Consider the following 15,752-nt stretch of genomic DNA (forward strand, 5'->3'; position numbering starts at 1 on the left):
GGAGCGCGCCGTCGGGCGCCGAGACGCCCCTCACCCGGAAGAAACCTCGGTGGCCGGCGGCCGGTTCCCGCTCGGCGAGTTCCGGACCGCGTCCGTGCACTCGTACCGCAGCAGCGGCTGCCGCCCCGGCCCGCCCAGGATCACCGACCCGTCGCCCTCGGCCGCCGCCGAGTCGGAGAGCGTGCACACGATCTGGCCCAGCGCGTACGCCGTCAGCTGCGCCGGCGAGGTGCTCAGCCGCAGCGTGTCCTCGGGGTCCCCGGGCCGGGGCCCGACGACCGACATCCCGCCGCGCACGTACGTCGTGTAGCCCGCCGCCTTCTCGGCGGCCGTGGGTGTCTCCGCGAGCTCGTCGAGGAGCCCCTGGGCGACGATCACCCGCCGCTGCGCGTCCGCCGTACCCTCCGGGACCCGCACCTCCCGGTCCACGGTCACCAGCGAGGAGCCGCACAGCAGGAACACCTGCACCGGCACCCCGCGCGCGGACTGCGCCGACAGGTCCGGCTGGGTCATCGAGCACGGCACCCGCGAGGGCGCCCCGCCGAAGTCGGTGGGCACCTCGGTGGCCCGGATCCCGCACCCGGAGAGCGCGAGCGCCAGTCCGGCGACGGCCAGGAGTCTTCGTACGTGCATCAGGCGTCCTTCTCCCCGGCGTCCTGGCTCTCCTCGGTCAGCGTCGAGGCGTCCCGGGGCAGCCGCAGGGTGAACACCGCGCCGCCCTCGGGGGAGTTGGCGGCCGTGATGGTGCCGCCGTGGATACGGGCGTTCTCCGTGGCGATGGACAGGCCCAGGCCGCTGCCCTCGGAGCGCGGCCGGGAGGCGCTCGCCTTGTAGAACCGGTCGAAGACGTGCGGCAGGACGTCCTCGGGGATACCCGGACCGTGGTCGCGTACGGCGATCACCAGATCCTCGCCTTCTTCCTGGTCGATGCGCACCGACACCCGTACCGGCGAACCGCCGTGCTTGAGGGCGTTGCCGATCAGGTTGGCGAGGATGACGTCGAGGCGGCGCGGGTCGAGGCGGGCGTGGATGCCGCGCTCGGCATCCAGGTCCACCGCGTCCAGCCAGGCACGGGCGTCGATGCAGGCGGTGATCTGGTCGGCGATGTCGACGTCGTCGAGGACCAGCCGGGCCGTACCGGCGTCGAAGCGGGTGACCTCCATCAGGTTCTCGACGAGGTCGTTGAGGCGGCGCGTCTCGCTGACGACCAGCCGGACGGCGGGCTCGATCATCGGGTCCATCGACCCCGACTCCGCCTCCAGTTCCTCCTCCAGGATCTCGGTCACGGCGGTGATCGCGGTCAGCGGCGTCCGGAGTTCATGGCTCATGTCGGCGACGAAGCGGCGCGAGGCGTCGTCCCGCGCGGCCATGTCGTCGACCCGTTTCTCCAGCGCCTCGGCCGCGTCGTTGAACGTCCTGGAGAGATCGGCGAGTTCGTCCGTCCCCGACACCCGCAGCCGGGTGTCCAGCTTGCCCTCGCCGAGCCGCCGCGCGGCGACGCCCAGCCGGTGCACGGGCTTCAGCACGGTGGTGGCGGCGGCCTGCGCGAGCAGCGCCGAGCCGATGAGCGCGAGCCCGGTGGCGATCCCCAGCGACCACGCCAGCGAGTTGAGGTCCTTCGCCTCCGGCTCCAGTGACTTCATCATGTAGCCGGTCGGCCCGCCGCCGATCAGCCGGGTCCCGGCGACCAGGTACGGCGTGCCGTGGTCGACGACCCGCTGCCAGTACAGGTGGTACGCCGACTTGTTGGAGTCGGCCGGCTTCTGCTGCTTGTCGACGGCCGTGCGCAGCGACCGGGGCACGTCGTCGAGCGCGAACGCGCTCAGCCCGTCCGAACTGCCGTACACCGTCTTGCCGTCCGGGTCCTGGCCGACCAGTAACACGCTGAAGCGCTGGCTGCTGTTGGCCATCTGCCCGGCCGTGCGCTGGAGTTCGTCCTGGCTGGGATGGATGGGCAGCACGCCGGCCCGGTTCTGCATCTCCTGCTGGAAGTCGCGCAGCACCGCGTCCTGGGTACGGGTGAGCACGGCCTCGCGGTTCAGCCAGTACGCGATGCCGGACGCGGACACGGCCGCGGTCAGCGCGACGAGCCCGAAGACCACGACGAGCCGCAGCCGCAGGCTGGTGAAGCGCAGCCGGGACACGGCTCCCTTGCGATCCGCGGCCCAGCCGCGGAAACCCCCTTGCCGGTCCGTCACTGAGGAGCGTCCAGGCGGTAGCCGACACCACGGACGGTACGGATCAGGGTCGGGGAGGAGGGCACGTCCTCCACCTTGGCGCGCAGCCGCTGCACACAGGCGTCCACGAGCCGCGAGTCACCGAGGTAGTCGTGCTCCCAGACCAGCCGCAGCAACTGCTGCCGGGACAGCGCCTGCCCGGGCCGCCGGCTCAGTTCGAGCAGCAGCCGCAGCTCGGTCGGCGTCAGCTGGAGATCCTCGCCGTTCTTCGTCACGGTCATCGCGGACCGGTCGATGACGACGTTGCCGTAGGTCGCCGAGTCGCTGGACTCCCGCTCCCCGCGGCGCAGCACGGCCCGGATCCGGGCGTCGAGCACCCGGCCCTGGACGGGTTTGACGACGTAGTCGTCGGCGCCGGACTCCAGTCCGACCACCACGTCGATGTCGTCGCTGCGCGCGGTCAGCAGAATGATCGGCAACTGGTCCGTGCGCCGGATCCGCCGGCACACCTCGAACCCGTCGATGCCGGGCAGCATGACGTCGAGGACGATCAGATCGGGCCGCTGCTCGCGCAACAGCTTCAGACCGTCCTCACCGGTCGCAGCGGTGGCCACCCGGTGTCCCTGGCGCGTCAGTGAGAGCTCCAGGGCCGTACGGATGGCGTCGTCGTCCTCGATCAGCAACAGGGAAGGCACGGGCTCATTCTGGCCCATGCGGGGCCTGTCGTACGACCTGTGCGGCTGGTAGCTGCCGGGAAACCTCTGTAGCGCCACCATCTGTGCATCTTGTGTGGACTCTCTGTGCCGAACCCCTGTGACAGGTCTGTGACAGTCGGCGGATACGGCCGTGAAGGTGGCCCGGCAGAGTTCTCGGCACGGGCAGGGAAACCGCCTGAGCAAGCCGAACTACCGGAAGTCCACGACGGGGGGCGCGAGATGAACACGCTGATCAGCCACAGCACCAGCGCAGTGATCACGCGTCTGCACGACGTGAACCGGGGTTCCGAGAAGTCCGGTGCCGTGAGCGGGCGGGGGTGCGCTCGCGGCACCGGACGTCAGCACACCGGCTACATGACGGTGGTTGACAGCTTCACGGGGGAAGCACACGGGGGATCCGCATACGGGGAGGACACGGGGGAGCGTCGCTCGCTGACCGAGGCGGAGTTCACCGCCTACGTCCAGGAGCGCCGCGCCTCCCTGTACGCGACCGCCTACCACCTGACCGGTGACCGCTTCGAGGCCGAGGACCTGCTGCAGAGCGCGCTGTTCTCGACGTACAAGGCGTGGGACCGGATCAGCGACAAGGCGGCCGTGGGCGGTTACCTGCGGCGGACGATGACCAACCTGCACATCAGCGCCTGGCGGCGCCGCAAGCTCAACGAGTACCCGACCGAGGAACTGCCGGAGACGCCCGGCGACACGGACGCGATGAGCGGCACCGAGCTGCGCGCGGTCCTGTGGCAGGCGCTGGCCCGGCTCCCCGAACTCCAGCGCACCATGCTGGTCCTGCGCTACTACGAGGGCCGCACGGACCCGGAGATCGCGGAGATCCTCGACATCAGTGTCGGCACGGTGAAGTCCAGCATCTGGCGGTCGCTCCGCCGGCTGCGTGAGGACGAGGTCCTCAGCTTCGGCCGTGACGAGGAGAGCGCCTTCGGGGAGCTTGTCGCCTGAAGGTAAGGGGATCCGGGGGGATCCCGACGGGGAGGGCCTGGGGGGACTCACGGGGGACGCGAGTCAGGGCCCACGGGGGGAAGCGAGTCCGGGGGACTCGCGGGGGAAAGCACGGGGGAGCTCCGCCACGGGGGACACGGGGGTGTTCGGCGGAGCGACGGGGGAGCGGGACTGGAGGGCCGGGGGGTCCATCCAGTCCCGCTTCTTTTGTCACGTCCGCGCGTACGGCGGTCAGGCCGGCGTCCGGTCCCGGGTTCCCCGGCCCACCGCGGCCGTCGCCAGCCGGCCCAGCGCCTCGTCCCGGTCGCACGGGTGCGCGCCCAGCGACACCTGGCGGGCCACGATCGCCCGCTCCGCGCGCATCAGCCGCCAGCCGCGGCGCAGCAGGAACGGCACCGACTTGCGGCCCTCCTTGAGATCGCGCAGGAAGCGCCGCCGGAAGGTCCGCATCGGGCCCCGGTTCAGACAGAGCGCGTCGGCCAGCAGCCCCAGCTCCCGGCAGCGCTCCACGATCTCGGCGGCGAAGATGCCCTCCGCGATGAACAGCGGGGTACGGCCGATGTGCACCGTCTCCTCGCCGGTACGGGCGCTCAGCGCGATGTCGTACACCGGCACCGGCGTCGACCCCGTGGCGCAGAGCCGGGCGATGGCCTCGACCGCGACCTCCGCGTCCCAGGACTCCGGGTGGTCCCAGTCGATGTCCGAACTCCCCGCCACCAGCGGCAGGGTCGGGTCGTCGCCCTCCTTGTAGAAGTCGTCGAGGCGCAGCACGGGCAGCCCGGAACGGGCGGCGACGAGTGACTTGCCCGAGCCGGAGGGGCCGCACAGCAGCACGACACGGGCGGGGGACGGGAGATGAAGGCTCACGGAACACCAGTTTGACGCATGGGGGGCCTCCTGCCGACCCCGCGGGTCGGCTTTGGAGCGTGAGTCACACCTCAACTACCCTGAGTGTCGACCTGATTACCCTGCGCATCCGAAGGTGGCATCAGCAATGGCCCGAACCGCGTCCTCCCCGACTCCGACCGCCCAACGCGCCCTGGTCGCACTCGCCACGGCAGGGGTCGCGCTCGGCGCGGGCGCCGCGACGGCCGCCGCGGACACCCAGCACGTCATGGACCCCTTGGTGCGGACCCGGCCCACCTCGCTCGGGCACGTCGACCCGAAGGCGGGCCTGCGGGCGCTGGGGGCTGTACTGCCGTACGTCACGGGGCCGGTGGCCGGGCTCAAGCCCAACCCGCTGGCGGGCACGGGTGTCGACCCCCTGGACAACGGGGTGGGGACGCAGGTGGCGGACTTCCAGCCGCTGACGTCGAAGATGCTGACGGGGCCGGTGGCGCAGGCCCCGTCGGTCGGGGCGATCCCGGTGCTGGGGCAGACGCTGGACAACGCGGGGAGTTGAGCGCCCCGTGACGGGCGTGGGGAACTGCGCGACCGGCCACGGCCGGCCCGCAGTTCCCCCCACACGGACACGGATCAGTAGGAAGACCCGGACGCGCCCAGCGCTCCCGTCGGGTGCCAGACCGTCTTCGTCTCCAGGAACGCCGTCAGGCGCTCGGTTCCCGGGGTCTCGACATAGTCCACAGGCTGTGGACGAAGCACGCGCTTGAGGTTGTCGGCCGCCGCGATCTCCAGCTCCTTCGCCAGCGCCTCGTCGGCGCCCGCGAGGTCGATCGCGTTGACGTCCTGGTGGGCGGCGAGCGGCACCGCGATCTCCGCCGTACGGCCGGAGAGGACGTTGACGACTCCACCGGGGACGTCGGAGGTGGCGAGCACCTCGGCCAGGGAGAGGGCCGGGAGCGGGGACTTCTCACTGGCGACGACGACCGCCGTGTTGCCGGTCGCGATCACGGGCGCGACCACGGACACCAGGCCCAGGAACGACGACTCCTGCGGGGCCAGGACCGCCACCACGCCGGTCGGCTCGGGGGAGGAGAGGTTGAAGAACGGGCCCGCGACCGGGTTGCCGCCCCCGATCACCTGGGCGATCTTGTCGGTCCAGCCCGCGTACCAGACCCAGCGGTCGATGGCCGCGTCCACCACCGCGGCGGCCTTGGACCTGCCGAGACCCTCCGCGTCCGCGACCTCGCGCGTGAACTGGTCCCGCCGGCCCTCCAGCATCTCCGCGACGCGGTAGAGGACCTGACCGCGGTTGTAGGCCGTGGCCCCGGACCAGCCGCCGAACGCCTTGCGCGCGGCCACGACCGCGTCCCGGGCGTCCTTGCGGGAGGACTGCGGTGCGTTGGCCAGCCAGTTGCCCTTCGAGTCGGTCACCTCGTACACCCGGCCGCTCTCGCTGCGGGGGAACTTGCCCCCGACGTACAGCTTGTAGGTCTTGAAGACGCTCAGACGCTGCTGCTCAGTGTTCTTGGGCTTCTCAGACATCGAGGTACGCCTCCAGACCGTGGCGGCCGCCCTCGCGGCCGAAGCCCGACTCCTTGTATCCGCCGAACGGCGAGGTGGGGTCGAACTTGTTGAACGTGTTGGACCAGATCACGCCCGCGCGCAGCTTGTTCGCGACGGCGAGGATCCGCGAGCCCTTCTCGGTCCAGATGCCGGCGGACAGGCCGTAGGGCGTGTTGTTGGCCTTCGCCACGGCCTCGTCGGGCGTGCGGAAGGTCAGGACCGACAGGACCGGGCCGAAGATCTCGTCGCGGGCGACGGTGTGCGCCTGGGTGACGTTCGTGAAGAGCGTCGGGGCGAACCAGTAGCCGGCGGACGGGATCTCGCAGGCCGGGGACCAGCGCTCGGCGCCCTCCGCCTCGCCCTGCTCGACGAGGGAGGTGATGCGCGCGAGCTGCTCCGCGGAGTTGATCGCGCCGATGTCGGTGTTCTTGTCCAGCGGGTCGCCGAGGCGAAGTGTGGACAGGCGGCGCTTCAGGGAGTCCAGCAGCTCGTCGTGGATCGACTCCTGGACGAGGAGCCGGGAGCCCGCGCAGCAGACCTGGCCCTGGTTGAAGAAGATGCCGGTGACGATGCCCTCGACGGCCTGGTCGATCGGGGCGTCGTCGAAGACGATGTTCGCGCCCTTGCCGCCCAGTTCGAGGGTGAGCTTCTTGCGGCTGCCGGCGACCGTGCGCGCGATCTCCTTGCCGACGGCGGTGGAGCCGGTGAAGGCGACCTTGTTCACGTCCGGGTGGGCGACGAGCGCGGCGCCCGCGTCGCCGTAGCCGGGGAGGATGTTGACGACGCCCCTGGGCAGGCCCGCCTGACGGCAGATGTCCGCGAAGAAGAGAGCCGAAAGGGGCGTGGTCTCCGCCGGCTTGAGGACGACCGTGTTGCCGGTGGCCAGCGCCGGGGCGATCTTCCACGCCAGCATCAGGAGCGGGAAGTTCCAGGGGATGACCTGGCCGGCCACACCGAGCGGCCGCGGGTCCGCGCCGAAGCCGGCGTGGTCGAGCTTGTCGGCCCAGCCCGCGTAGTAGAAGAAGTGCGCGGCGACCAGGGGGAGGTCGGCGTCGCGGGTCTCCTTGATGGGCTTGCCGTTGTCCAGCGTCTCCAGGACGGCCAGCTCACGGCTGCGTTCCTGGATGATGCGGGCGATGCGGAAGAGGTACTTGGCGCGCTCGGAGCCCGGCAGCGCGGACCACTTCACGAAGGCCTTGCGGGCGGCCGCGACGGCCCGGTCGACGTCCTCGGCACCCGCTCGGGCGACCTCGGAGAGGACCTCCTCGGTGCTGGGGCTGACGGTCTTGAAGACCTGGCCGTCGGCCGCGTCGGTGAACTCGCCGTCGATGAAGAGGCCGTAGGCGGGCGCGATGTCGACGACGGAGCGGGACTCGGGCGCCGGTGCGTACTCGAATGCGGTGGTCATCTTTTCCTTGGCCATGGTCGATCAGTCCACCGTCACGTAGTCGGGGCCGGAGTAGCGGCCGGTGGCCAGCTTCTGACGCTGCATCAGCAGGTCGTTCAGGAGCGAGGAGGCGCCGAAGCGGAACCAGTGGTTGTCCAGCCAGTCCGTGCCCGCGGTCTCGTTCACCAGGACGAGGAACTTGATCGCGTCCTTGCTGGTCCGGATGCCGCCGGCGGGCTTGACGCCGACCTGGACGCCGGTCTGCGCGCGGAAGTCGCGCACGGCCTCCAGCATGAGCAGGGTGTTCGCCGGGGTCGCGTTCACCGCCACCTTGCCGGTGGAGGTCTTGATGAAGTCGGCGCCGGCGAGCATGCCCAGCCAGGAGGCCCGGCGGATGTTGTCGTACGTCGACAGCTCGCCGGTCTCGAAGATGACCTTGAGCCGGGCGGCGCCCGAGGCCTCCTTCACGGCGACGATCTCGTCGAACACCTTGCGGTAGTTCCCCGCGAGGAACGCGCCGCGGTCGATGACCATGTCGATCTCGTCGGCACCCGCGGCCACCGCGTCCCGCACGTCGGCGAGCTTGACCGGCAGCGCCGCGCGGCCCGCCGGGAAGGCGGTGGCGACCGAGGCGACCTTGACACCGGAGCCGGCGACGGCCTCCTTGGCGGCGGTCACCATGTCGGGATAGACACAGACGGCGGCCGTGGCGGGGGTCGTACGGTCCGTCGGGTCCGGGTGGACCGCCTTGGCGCCGAGCGCCCGGACCTTGCCCGGGGTGTCCGCGCCTTCCAGCGTCGTCAGGTCGACCATCGAGATGGCGAGGTCGATGGCGTACGCCTTCGCGGTGGTCTTGATGGAACGGGTGCCGAGGGAGGCGGCACGCGCCTCCAGGCCGACCGCGTCGACGCCGGGCAGCCCGTGGAGGAAGCGGCGCAGCGTGCTGTCGGACGCGGTGACGTCAGCAAGTGCGTGGGGTGCGGTGGTGGGCATGGTCACCACCCGAGCATATCTACGCGCGTAGCGGCTGTACACCCCGAGGGAACGGTTCTTCTTGAGGCCGGGTGGCTGACCTACCTGGAAGGGGCGCGGGGCTGTATCGACCTGCGGCTACCGCCGCGTGGGCGCGACCAGCCGCGGACGGCCCGCACCCGTGCACGACGGCGTCGCCCCCACCGGCGCCCCGGCGCACACCTGAGGCACAATCGGCGGCATGACCACGCCCCTCGTCAAGGACCGCATCTACCGCTCGCCCCAGGCGCTGATCGGCGGCGTACTCCTGCTCGCCATCGTCGGCTGGCTGGGCGTCGACGCGCTGCTCCGGGGCCACGGCCGCACCCCCTGGCTCGCCCTGGCCGCGCTGATCCTGCTCGTGCCGCTGGTGGTGGCCTTCACCCTGCGCCCGGCGGTGTTCGCGGGCGAGGACCGGCTGCGGGTACGCAACCCGTTCCGGGTGATCACGCTGCCGTGGGGGGAGATCGCCGCCCTGCGCTCCGGCTACTCGAACGAGGTGATCGTCGAGTCGGGCGCGAAGTACCAGCTGTGGGCGATCCCCGTCTCCCTGCGGAGCCGCAAGAAGGCGGCGCGCAGGCAGACGAAGGCGGAGTCGGACGCGCGGGGCGGACGGACCGCGTCCGCCGGGCGCGTGTTCGGGGGTCTGCGGGAGTCGGACGGCGCGTCCGGGCCGTTGCGCGCGGAGACCGACAAGATCATGGACGAGCTGCGGCAGCTGCTGGAGCAGCGGGGCAAGGCCGAGTCCGCACAGGGCGAGATCACGGTCCGCTGGGCGTACGAGGTGGTGGCGCCGGCCGTGGCGGGAGCGGTGCTGCTGGCGATCCTGCTGGCGGTGGGCTGACCGGAACCGAGCCGGCACCGGCCCGCATCGCGTGCGGCCGGGTTGTCGGGGGTTTGCGGGGGTTCCGGCCGGGGGCTCTCGGGTCGGGGCCGGAGCTGGGTCGGATGTGGTCCGCATCGCGTGCGGCCGGGTCGTCGGGGGTCTGCGGTGGTTCCGGCGGGGGTCCTCGGATCGGGCCGGGGCTGGGTCGGCTGCGGCGGGCGTCGCGTGTGGCCGGGTTGTCGGGGGTTTGCGGGGGTTCCGGCCGGGGGCCTCGGGCTGGGGTCGGGGCTGGGTTGGCTGCGGCCTGCACCGTGTACGGCCGGGGCGTCGGGGGTCTGCGGTGGTTCCGGCGGGGGTCCTCGGATCGGGCCGGGGCTGGGTTGGCTGCGGCGGGCGTCGCGTGCGGCCGGGTCGTCGGGGGTCTGCGGGGGTTCCGGCCGGGGGCCTCGGGCTGGGGCGGGGGCTGGGTTGGCTGCGGCGGGCGTCGCGTGTGGCCGGGTTGTCGGGGGTTTGCGGGGGTTCTCGGGTCGGGCTTCTGGGCCGGCCTGTGGCGCTGCTGGCTCCCCCTCGTGGGACCGAGGTCGCCTGCGCCGCAGCGCGCGTGCCGACGGCAGTGCTGTCCCGAGCGTGCGGTGCCGGGCCCCCGTCGCGGGTGGCCCGGCCCCGTGGTTCAGAGACCATCCACGAGCTGACCGACGAGGTCACCATCGTGATCGTCGAACACGGCCCCACCGACGACACGTTCGACAACCCCCAGGACCCCCGCACCACGGACTACGTGAACGGCCGCTTCGGATAGGCCGCGGCGGCTCCGCCGCCTGCCGCGCGTCGAGGGGACCCGGCACCGGGTCCGGCCGACTCAAGGGACCGGACCCCGTGCCGGGCTCGTACGCGGCAACCGGCGCTCCGCCAGAGAGCCGGGGCGGCGGAACGCCTGGGGGCGGATGCCTCCAAGGGGGGCCGGGAGCGCATCCCTGCCGCAGTCACAGCGTGCAGCTCGCCCCCTCGGCCGTAGGCGTCCGAGAAGCAAAGCAAGGCCCAACTCCCCATGAATCACGGTGCGCTCGGCCACACCAGCAGCATGTACGCACCGCAGTACGCCGACCCCGCCACCGCGGCCGTCAGCGCGAGCACCCGCAACCGCCGTGACGCGCGGGCGAGATACCCGGCGACGGGCAGCAGCAGCGGGAAGCCGGGCAGCAGGAAGCGGGCCCGCGGGAAGTAGACGCCCCCGCTGACCACCACGATCACCAGCAGGACCGCGCCGAACACCAGCAGCGGCACCGGCTGCCGGTCCGCCACCGCGAGCCCGAACAGCACGACCGACGCGAGCATCGTCAGGCTCACCACCACCAGGAACAGCTCCGGCCGCGGGACCTGCCCGAACAGGTGCCGCAGCCAGCGCAGGGTCTCCGCCCCGCCGTCCAGCTCGTTGTGCCACATCCGCTGTACGGCGAAGTAGCCGTCCCAGCGGCCCAGTCTGAGGCCCACCCAGCCGACGTACGCGCACCAGCCGAGGGGGGCCGCCAGGGCCGCGGTCAGGGCGCGGGCCGAGAAGCGGGTGCGCAGGGAGAGCAGCGCGGTGACCGTCACCGCGGCCGCCACCGCGATCCCGGTCGGCCTCGTCAGCCCCGCCAGCACCGAGCCCGTCGCCGCCCACAGCCAGCGCTCGGCGAGCACCGCGTACAGCGTCCACGCGGCGAACGCCGTGAACAGCGACTCGGTGTAGCCCATCCACTGCACCAGACCCACCGGGTACGCCGCCCACAACACGGTGAGCAGCACCCCGACCCGCCGCCCGCCCAGCCGGTCGCCCACCGCGAACACGCCCCAGGCCGCGACCAGCGACGCCAGCAAGGCGAGCCCGAGCCCGGTACTGGCCCGGGTGCCCGGGGTCAGCACGGCCACGGCCTTGACCAGCAGCGGGTACAGCGGGAAGAACGCCAGGTTGTTGTGGTCGTAGGCGATGCCGAGTGTGTGCGTGTACCCGTGGTCGGCGATCCCGAGATACCACCGGGAGTCCCACTGCGTCGCCAGCATCGGCCACACCCCGTGGTGCCGCCGGTGCGCCCACACGGCGAGGAACACCAGCCCGGTGAGCCGTACGGCGAGATACGCGGCGAGGGCGGGTGCCGCCCGGCGCAGCGCGTGGCGGGGGACGGCCACGGTGGGGAGGTGGGGCCGTCGGGAGCCCGGGATGTGTCCGCTGGGGGCGGTGTCGGGGGCGGTCGAGGACACGGCGGCGGCTCCAGACTCCGGTACGGCGGCGGTGGCGGGCGTTACCCGACCACCGTTTCCCGGCCGCCGGGGCACGGCGTGGAACCCGGGTCAACTACCGCCGGGAAATCACCCGATGGGGTGCTACGGGCCCGTACATGGGCCAACGAAGGGGTCCAGTCCGCTCGACTCGGTGGGCCGGGGGGCGCCCGGGGGCGCCCCCCGGTTCAGATGCCTGCTGCTGTCGACAGGTCCCGCTTGATCGCGTCCAGGGTCTCGGTCGCCTTGACGCGGGCCGCCGGGAGGTCGGCGTGCGTGGCCACCGGGACGACCACTTCCAGGTAGCACTTCAGCTTGGGTTCGGTGCCGCTGGGGCGGACGACGACCCGGGCGCCCGTGAGGGTGTAGCGCAGGCCGTCGGTGGGCGGGAGCCGGTCCGTGCCCCGGTTCAGGTCCTCCGCCTTGGTGACGGGGAGGCCGGCGAGCGCGGTCGGGGGCTGCTCGCGGAGCGTCCGCATGGCGTCCGCGATGACGGAGAGGTCCTCGACGCGGACCGAGAGCTGGTCGGTGGCGTGCAGGCCGTGCTCGACGGCGAGGTCGTCGAGCAGGTCGAGGAGGCTGCGGCCCTCCTCCTTGAGGACCGAGGCCAGCTCGGTGATCAGGAGCGCGGCGGTGATGCCGTCCTTGTCGCGGACGCCGTCGGGGTCGACGCAGTAGCCGAGGGCCTCCTCGTAGCCGTAGCGCAGGCCGTCGACGCGGGCGATCCACTTGAAGCCGGTGAGGGTCTCCTCGTACGGCAGTCCGGCCTTCTCGGCGATCCGGCCGAGGAGGGAGGAGGAGACGATCGACTCGGCGAACACGCCGGTGGCGCCGCGCCGGACCAGGTGGGCGGCGAGGAGGGCGCCGACCTCGTCGCCGCGCAGCATGCGCCAGGTGCCGTTGTCCTTGACGGCCGCGGCGCAGCGGTCGGCGTCCGGGTCGTTGGCGATGATCAGGTCGGGGTCCGTCTCGCGGGCCTTCGCGAAGGAGAGGTCCATCGCGCCGGGCTCTTCCGGGTTGGGGAAGGCGACGGTCGGGAAGTCCGGGTCCGGGTCGGCCTGTTCGGTGACGAGGGTGGGGGTGGGGAAGCCGGCGCGGGCGAAGGCGGCGAGGAGGGTGTCCTTGCCGACGCCGTGCATGGCCGTGTACACGGTCCGGGCGGTGCGGGGGGAATCGGGGGCCAGGACGGCGTCCGTACGGGCCAGGTAGGCCTCCAGGACGGCGTCGTCGAGGGTCTCCCAGCCGGTGTCGGGGCGGGGGATGTCGTGGAGGCTCGCGATCGCGTCGATCTCGGCGGCGATCTCCGCGTCGGCGGGCGGGACGATCTGGGAGCCGTCGCCGAGGTACACCTTGTAGCCGTTGTCGCGGGGCGGGTTGTGGCTGGCGGTGACCTCGACGCCGGCGATCGCGCCGAGGTGCCGTATGGCGAACGCCAGGACGGGGGTGGGGAGGGGGCGGGGGAGTACGACGGCCTGGAGGCCCGCACCGGTCATGACCGCGGCGGTGTCGCGGGCGAAGTCGGCGGACTTGTGGCGGGCGTCGTAGCCGATGACGACGACTCCGGTGGTGTGGCCGTGCCGCTTGAGGTAGGCGGCGAGGCCGGCGGCGGCGCGGATGACGACGGTGCGGTTCATGCGCATGGGGCCGGCGCCGAGTTCGCCGCGCAGGCCGGCGGTGCCGAACTGGAGGGTGCCGCTGAAGCGGGCCGACAGTTCGGTGATGTCACCGGCGTCGATCAGCTTGGCCAGCTCGTCGCGGGTGTCCGGGTCCGGGTCCTCGGCGAGCCAGGTCCTGGCCCGGGCGATGAGATCGTCTTGCACGGTCGTCGTCCAACCTCTCGTGGTGTGCCTGCGGCGCCGGTGCTGCTTCGGTGGGGGTGCGCGTAGCGCCTACGGGTGGTGGTGGGTCGGGGCCGGGGCGGGGAGTCTCCGTCCTCGGACCGGCGGTGCTGTCTCTCGTCCTGTACCGGACGACGGGCGCCGGCCGCTGCGGGCGGAAACTCCCCACCCCGTCCCCTTCCCGCCGCGTGCGACCAACGACCGACGGCCGACGACCAACGGCCGAGGACCATGGTGGACCGCTCATCCGACCAACGGTCCGTCGTGGCTCGGCCGTGCGACCAACGATGCGTTGTGGGCTGCCCGTGTGGCCGACGGTCCGTTGTGGACCGCTCATGCGACCAACGGTCCGTCGTGGCTCGGCCGTGCGACCAACGATCCGTTGTGGGCTGCCCGTGTGGCCGACGGTCCGTTGTGGGTCGGCCGTATGGCCGACGGTCCGTCGTGCGCTGCCCGTGCGGCCAACGGCCCGTTGTGGGCCGCTCATCTTGCCGACGGTCCGTTGTGGGTGGTGATGCGTTGTTGGTCGTGGGGGCGCTGCGATCGGCGTGGGGTGCGGATCGTCGTCGTGTCGGGTCGGCGGTCTGTTGTGGCGCCGGGTGCGTGTGCCCACTCAGGGGCGCGGGGAACTGCGCGACCAGCCGCCGGCGGTCCCGCAGTCGCTCTACGACCCTTCGTGGCACCCTCTGCCGCGTTTCTCAGATCCGGCCCAGTACCTGCGCGAGCAGCTCGCCCATCCGCGCCGCCGAGTCGCGGCCCGCCTGGAGGACCTCCTCGTGGTTGAGGGGCTCGCCGGTCATGCCCGCCGCGAGGTTGGTCACCAGGGAGATGCCCAGGACCTCGGCGCCCGCCTCGCGCGCAGCGATCGCCTCGAGGACCGTCGACATGCCCACCAGGTCCGCACCGATGACGCGGGCCATCCGGATCTCGGCCGGCGTCTCGTAGTGCGGGCCGGGGAACTGCGCGTAGACGCCCTCTTCGAGGGTGGCGTCGATCTCCTTGCACAGGGCGCGCAGGCGGGGGGAGTAGAGGTCCGTCAGGTCCACGAAGTTCGCGCCGACGATCGGGGACGTCGCCGTGAGGTTGATGTGGTCGCTGATGAGGACCGGCTGCCCGGGGCGCATGCCCTCGCGCAGGCCGCCGCAGCCGTTGGTGAGGACGATGGTCTTGCAGCCGGCGGCGACGGCGGTGCGGACGCCGTGCGCGACGGCGGCGACACCGCGGCCCTCGTAGTAGTGCGTGCGGCCCAGGAAGACCAGCGCGCGCTTGTCACCGAAGGAGTACGAGCGGATCTTGCCCCCGTGCCCCTCGACGGCCGGCGGCGGGAAGCCGGGCAGCTCGGTGACCTGGAACTCGGCGTCGGGAGCGCCCAGGGCGTCGACGGCCGGAGCCCAGCCGGAGCCCATCACGAGGGCGACGTCGTGGGTCTCGGCGCCCGTGAGCTCGCGCAGGCGCGCGGCGGCCGCCCCGGCAGCGGCATGGGGGTCGCCCTGGATGTCGTCCGGAAGAAGAGATGCGTTCACGCGGATGAGAGTAGCTGGTCTGGGCCTACGCGCGTAGATGACTGAGCTCACGGGATGGCGATCGTTGTCTTGTCGTTTCCAACGAGCCGTGTGGCGCAGGCAACTTTTGGGCCGGCTGTGTGTGGTCTGTGCGTTTTGCGGGCTCAGCAGGGGCGCTTGCGGAGCTCCATGACGTAGTCGTGCGGGGCGCCCGCCGACTCCGCCGCGTCGGCGATCTCGCCGAGGTAGCGGGCCGAGGGGAGGCCGCCCTCGTAGCCGTTGAGGACGTAGAGCCAGGCGGTCTCCTCGCCCTCCAGCGTGTGCACGCGCACGCGTGCCCGGCGGTAGATGCCCATGCCGACGCCCTCCCAGCGGTCCATGGACTCCTCGTCCATCGCGGCGAGGTCGTAGAGGCCGACGAAGACCTGGGAGAAGGGGTCCTCGACGATCGTCGCCAGCGCGCCCTCCCAGCCCAGCTGCTCGCCGCCGAAGGTCAGCCGCCATCCGTTCAGCCAGCCGGTGGCGCGGAGGGGGGAGTGCGGGGCGCGGCGGGACATCAGCCGTGCGTCGAGATTGCCGGCGTACGCGGCGTAGAGCGACGACATGGGGAGAGGGTACGGCAGCCGTCCCAGGTACCTCTCCAGCCCCGGGGAGCGCCGGGTGGCGCCCCCCGGGC

15 protein-coding genes are annotated in these 15,752 nt (G+C 72.2%); 4 read left to right on the forward strand and 11 right to left on the reverse strand.

All coding sequences use genetic code 11. The features are described from left to right. Positions 1–30 precede the first annotated feature (30 nt). The 3 genes from ACGFZQ_RS07350 to afsQ1 are packed head-to-tail and all read right to left on the reverse strand — an operon-like array spanning position 31 to position 2,872. A complete protein-coding gene (locus tag ACGFZQ_RS07350; protein ID WP_393839530.1) occupies positions 31–633 on the reverse strand; it encodes a hypothetical protein in 603 nt (200 codons plus the stop codon). Beyond that, positions 633–2,198 carry an ATP-binding protein gene (locus ACGFZQ_RS07355; RefSeq protein ID WP_393839531.1) on the reverse strand — a complete coding sequence of 522 codons (1,566 nt, stop codon included), beginning with the start codon at positions 2,196–2,198 and terminating at the stop codon, positions 633–635. The genes ACGFZQ_RS07350 and ACGFZQ_RS07355 overlap by 1 nt, the downstream gene beginning before the upstream one ends. Continuing rightward, positions 2,195–2,872, reverse strand: coding sequence for a two-component system response regulator AfsQ1 (gene afsQ1, locus ACGFZQ_RS07360; protein WP_174855921.1), 678 nt, complete (start codon positions 2,870–2,872; stop codon positions 2,195–2,197). Before afsQ1 ends, ACGFZQ_RS07355 begins: the two co-directional genes overlap by 4 nt. A gap of 240 nt (positions 2,873–3,112) precedes the next feature. Here afsQ1 and ACGFZQ_RS07365 point away from each other — a divergent pair, with 240 nt between their 5' ends. Continuing rightward, positions 3,113–3,850 carry a SigE family RNA polymerase sigma factor gene (locus tag ACGFZQ_RS07365; protein ID WP_382533187.1) on the forward strand — a complete coding sequence of 246 codons (738 nt, stop codon included), beginning with the start codon at positions 3,113–3,115 and terminating at the stop codon, positions 3,848–3,850. A gap of 231 nt (positions 3,851–4,081) precedes the next feature. Here ACGFZQ_RS07365 and ACGFZQ_RS07370 read toward each other — a convergent pair whose 3' ends face one another. After that, positions 4,082–4,717, reverse strand: coding sequence for a uridine kinase (locus ACGFZQ_RS07370; RefSeq protein ID WP_393839532.1), 636 nt, complete (start codon positions 4,715–4,717; stop codon positions 4,082–4,084). Positions 4,718–4,844: 127 nt separating this feature from the next. Between ACGFZQ_RS07370 and ACGFZQ_RS07375 the strand changes: the two genes are divergently transcribed. Then, positions 4,845–5,252 carry a hypothetical protein gene (locus tag ACGFZQ_RS07375; protein WP_351741330.1) on the forward strand — a complete coding sequence of 136 codons (408 nt, stop codon included), beginning with the start codon at positions 4,845–4,847 and terminating at the stop codon, positions 5,250–5,252. A 74-nt stretch (positions 5,253–5,326) separates the two neighbouring features. Here the strand turns inward: ACGFZQ_RS07375 and ACGFZQ_RS07380 are convergent, their stop codons facing one another. From ACGFZQ_RS07380 to deoC, 3 genes are read right to left on the reverse strand one after another with little or no spacing between them, the layout of a single operon-like run. Next, positions 5,327–6,235, reverse strand: a complete 909-nt coding sequence (locus ACGFZQ_RS07380; RefSeq protein ID WP_393839533.1) for an aldehyde dehydrogenase family protein — start codon at positions 6,233–6,235, stop codon at positions 5,327–5,329. Further along, positions 6,228–7,664: an aldehyde dehydrogenase family protein gene (locus ACGFZQ_RS07385; RefSeq protein ID WP_351741335.1), complete on the reverse strand. Its 1,437-nt coding sequence runs from the start codon at positions 7,662–7,664 to the stop codon at positions 6,228–6,230. Before ACGFZQ_RS07385 ends, ACGFZQ_RS07380 begins: the two co-directional genes overlap by 8 nt. Before the next feature lie 21 nt (positions 7,665–7,685). Further along, positions 7,686–8,636: a deoxyribose-phosphate aldolase gene (gene deoC, locus ACGFZQ_RS07390; RefSeq protein WP_393839867.1), complete on the reverse strand. Its 951-nt coding sequence runs from the start codon at positions 8,634–8,636 to the stop codon at positions 7,686–7,688. Between the two features lie 220 nt (positions 8,637–8,856). Here deoC and ACGFZQ_RS07395 point away from each other — a divergent pair, with 220 nt between their 5' ends. Together ACGFZQ_RS07395 and ACGFZQ_RS07400 are read left to right on the forward strand one after the other, a co-directional pair. After that, positions 8,857–9,498 carry a PH domain-containing protein gene (locus ACGFZQ_RS07395; RefSeq protein ID WP_393839534.1) on the forward strand — a complete coding sequence of 214 codons (642 nt, stop codon included), beginning with the start codon at positions 8,857–8,859 and terminating at the stop codon, positions 9,496–9,498. 634 nt (positions 9,499–10,132) lie between these two features. Then, positions 10,133–10,279 carry a hypothetical protein gene (locus ACGFZQ_RS07400; RefSeq protein ID WP_393839535.1) on the forward strand — a complete coding sequence of 49 codons (147 nt, stop codon included), beginning with the start codon at positions 10,133–10,135 and terminating at the stop codon, positions 10,277–10,279. A gap of 254 nt (positions 10,280–10,533) precedes the next feature. On the opposite strand, the gene ACGFZQ_RS07405 is transcribed toward ACGFZQ_RS07400, so the two are convergent. From ACGFZQ_RS07405 to ACGFZQ_RS07420, 4 genes are all read right to left on the reverse strand, one after another. Then, on the reverse strand, positions 10,534–11,718 hold the full coding sequence (locus ACGFZQ_RS07405) for a hypothetical protein (RefSeq protein WP_393839536.1): 1,185 nt from the start codon (positions 11,716–11,718) through the stop codon (positions 10,534–10,536). A 206-nt stretch (positions 11,719–11,924) separates the two neighbouring features. Beyond that, positions 11,925–13,556, reverse strand: coding sequence for a phospho-sugar mutase (locus tag ACGFZQ_RS07410; protein WP_393839537.1), 1,632 nt, complete (start codon positions 13,554–13,556; stop codon positions 11,925–11,927). 716 nt (positions 13,557–14,272) lie between these two features. Next, entirely contained in the window at positions 14,273–15,097 is an 825-nt protein-coding gene (locus ACGFZQ_RS07415; RefSeq protein WP_351741376.1) for a purine-nucleoside phosphorylase, read from the reverse strand. Between the two features lie 143 nt (positions 15,098–15,240). Then, positions 15,241–15,681, reverse strand: coding sequence for a gamma-glutamylcyclotransferase (locus tag ACGFZQ_RS07420; RefSeq protein ID WP_351741379.1), 441 nt, complete (start codon positions 15,679–15,681; stop codon positions 15,241–15,243). Positions 15,682–15,752 lie beyond the last annotated feature (71 nt).

The organism is Streptomyces sp. NPDC048254, from assembly GCF_043201895.1.
Lineage (GTDB): Bacteria > Actinomycetota > Actinomycetes > Streptomycetales > Streptomycetaceae > Streptomyces.

Bases quoted from the DNA above. Each gene is read 5' to 3' on its own strand.
- ACGFZQ_RS07385 (WP_351741335.1), bottom strand. From the start codon at position 7,664: ATGACCACCGCATTCGAGTACGCACCGGCGCCCGAGTCCCGCTCCGTC.
- ACGFZQ_RS07365 (WP_382533187.1), top strand. From the start codon at position 3,113: ATGAACACGCTGATCAGCCACAGCACCAGCGCAGTGATCACGCGTCTG.
- ACGFZQ_RS07420 (WP_351741379.1), bottom strand. From the start codon at position 15,681: ATGTCGTCGCTCTACGCCGCGTACGCCGGCAATCTCGACGCACGGCTG.
- ACGFZQ_RS07395 (WP_393839534.1), top strand. From the start codon at position 8,857: ATGACCACGCCCCTCGTCAAGGACCGCATCTACCGCTCGCCCCAGGCG.
- deoC (WP_393839867.1), bottom strand. From the start codon at position 8,636: ATGCCCACCACCGCACCCCACGCACTTGCTGACGTCACCGCGTCCGAC.
- ACGFZQ_RS07350 (WP_393839530.1), bottom strand. From the start codon at position 633: ATGCACGTACGAAGACTCCTGGCCGTCGCCGGACTGGCGCTCGCGCTC.
- ACGFZQ_RS07380 (WP_393839533.1), bottom strand. From the start codon at position 6,235: ATGTCTGAGAAGCCCAAGAACACTGAGCAGCAGCGTCTGAGCGTCTTC.
- ACGFZQ_RS07375 (WP_351741330.1), top strand. From the start codon at position 4,845: ATGGCCCGAACCGCGTCCTCCCCGACTCCGACCGCCCAACGCGCCCTG.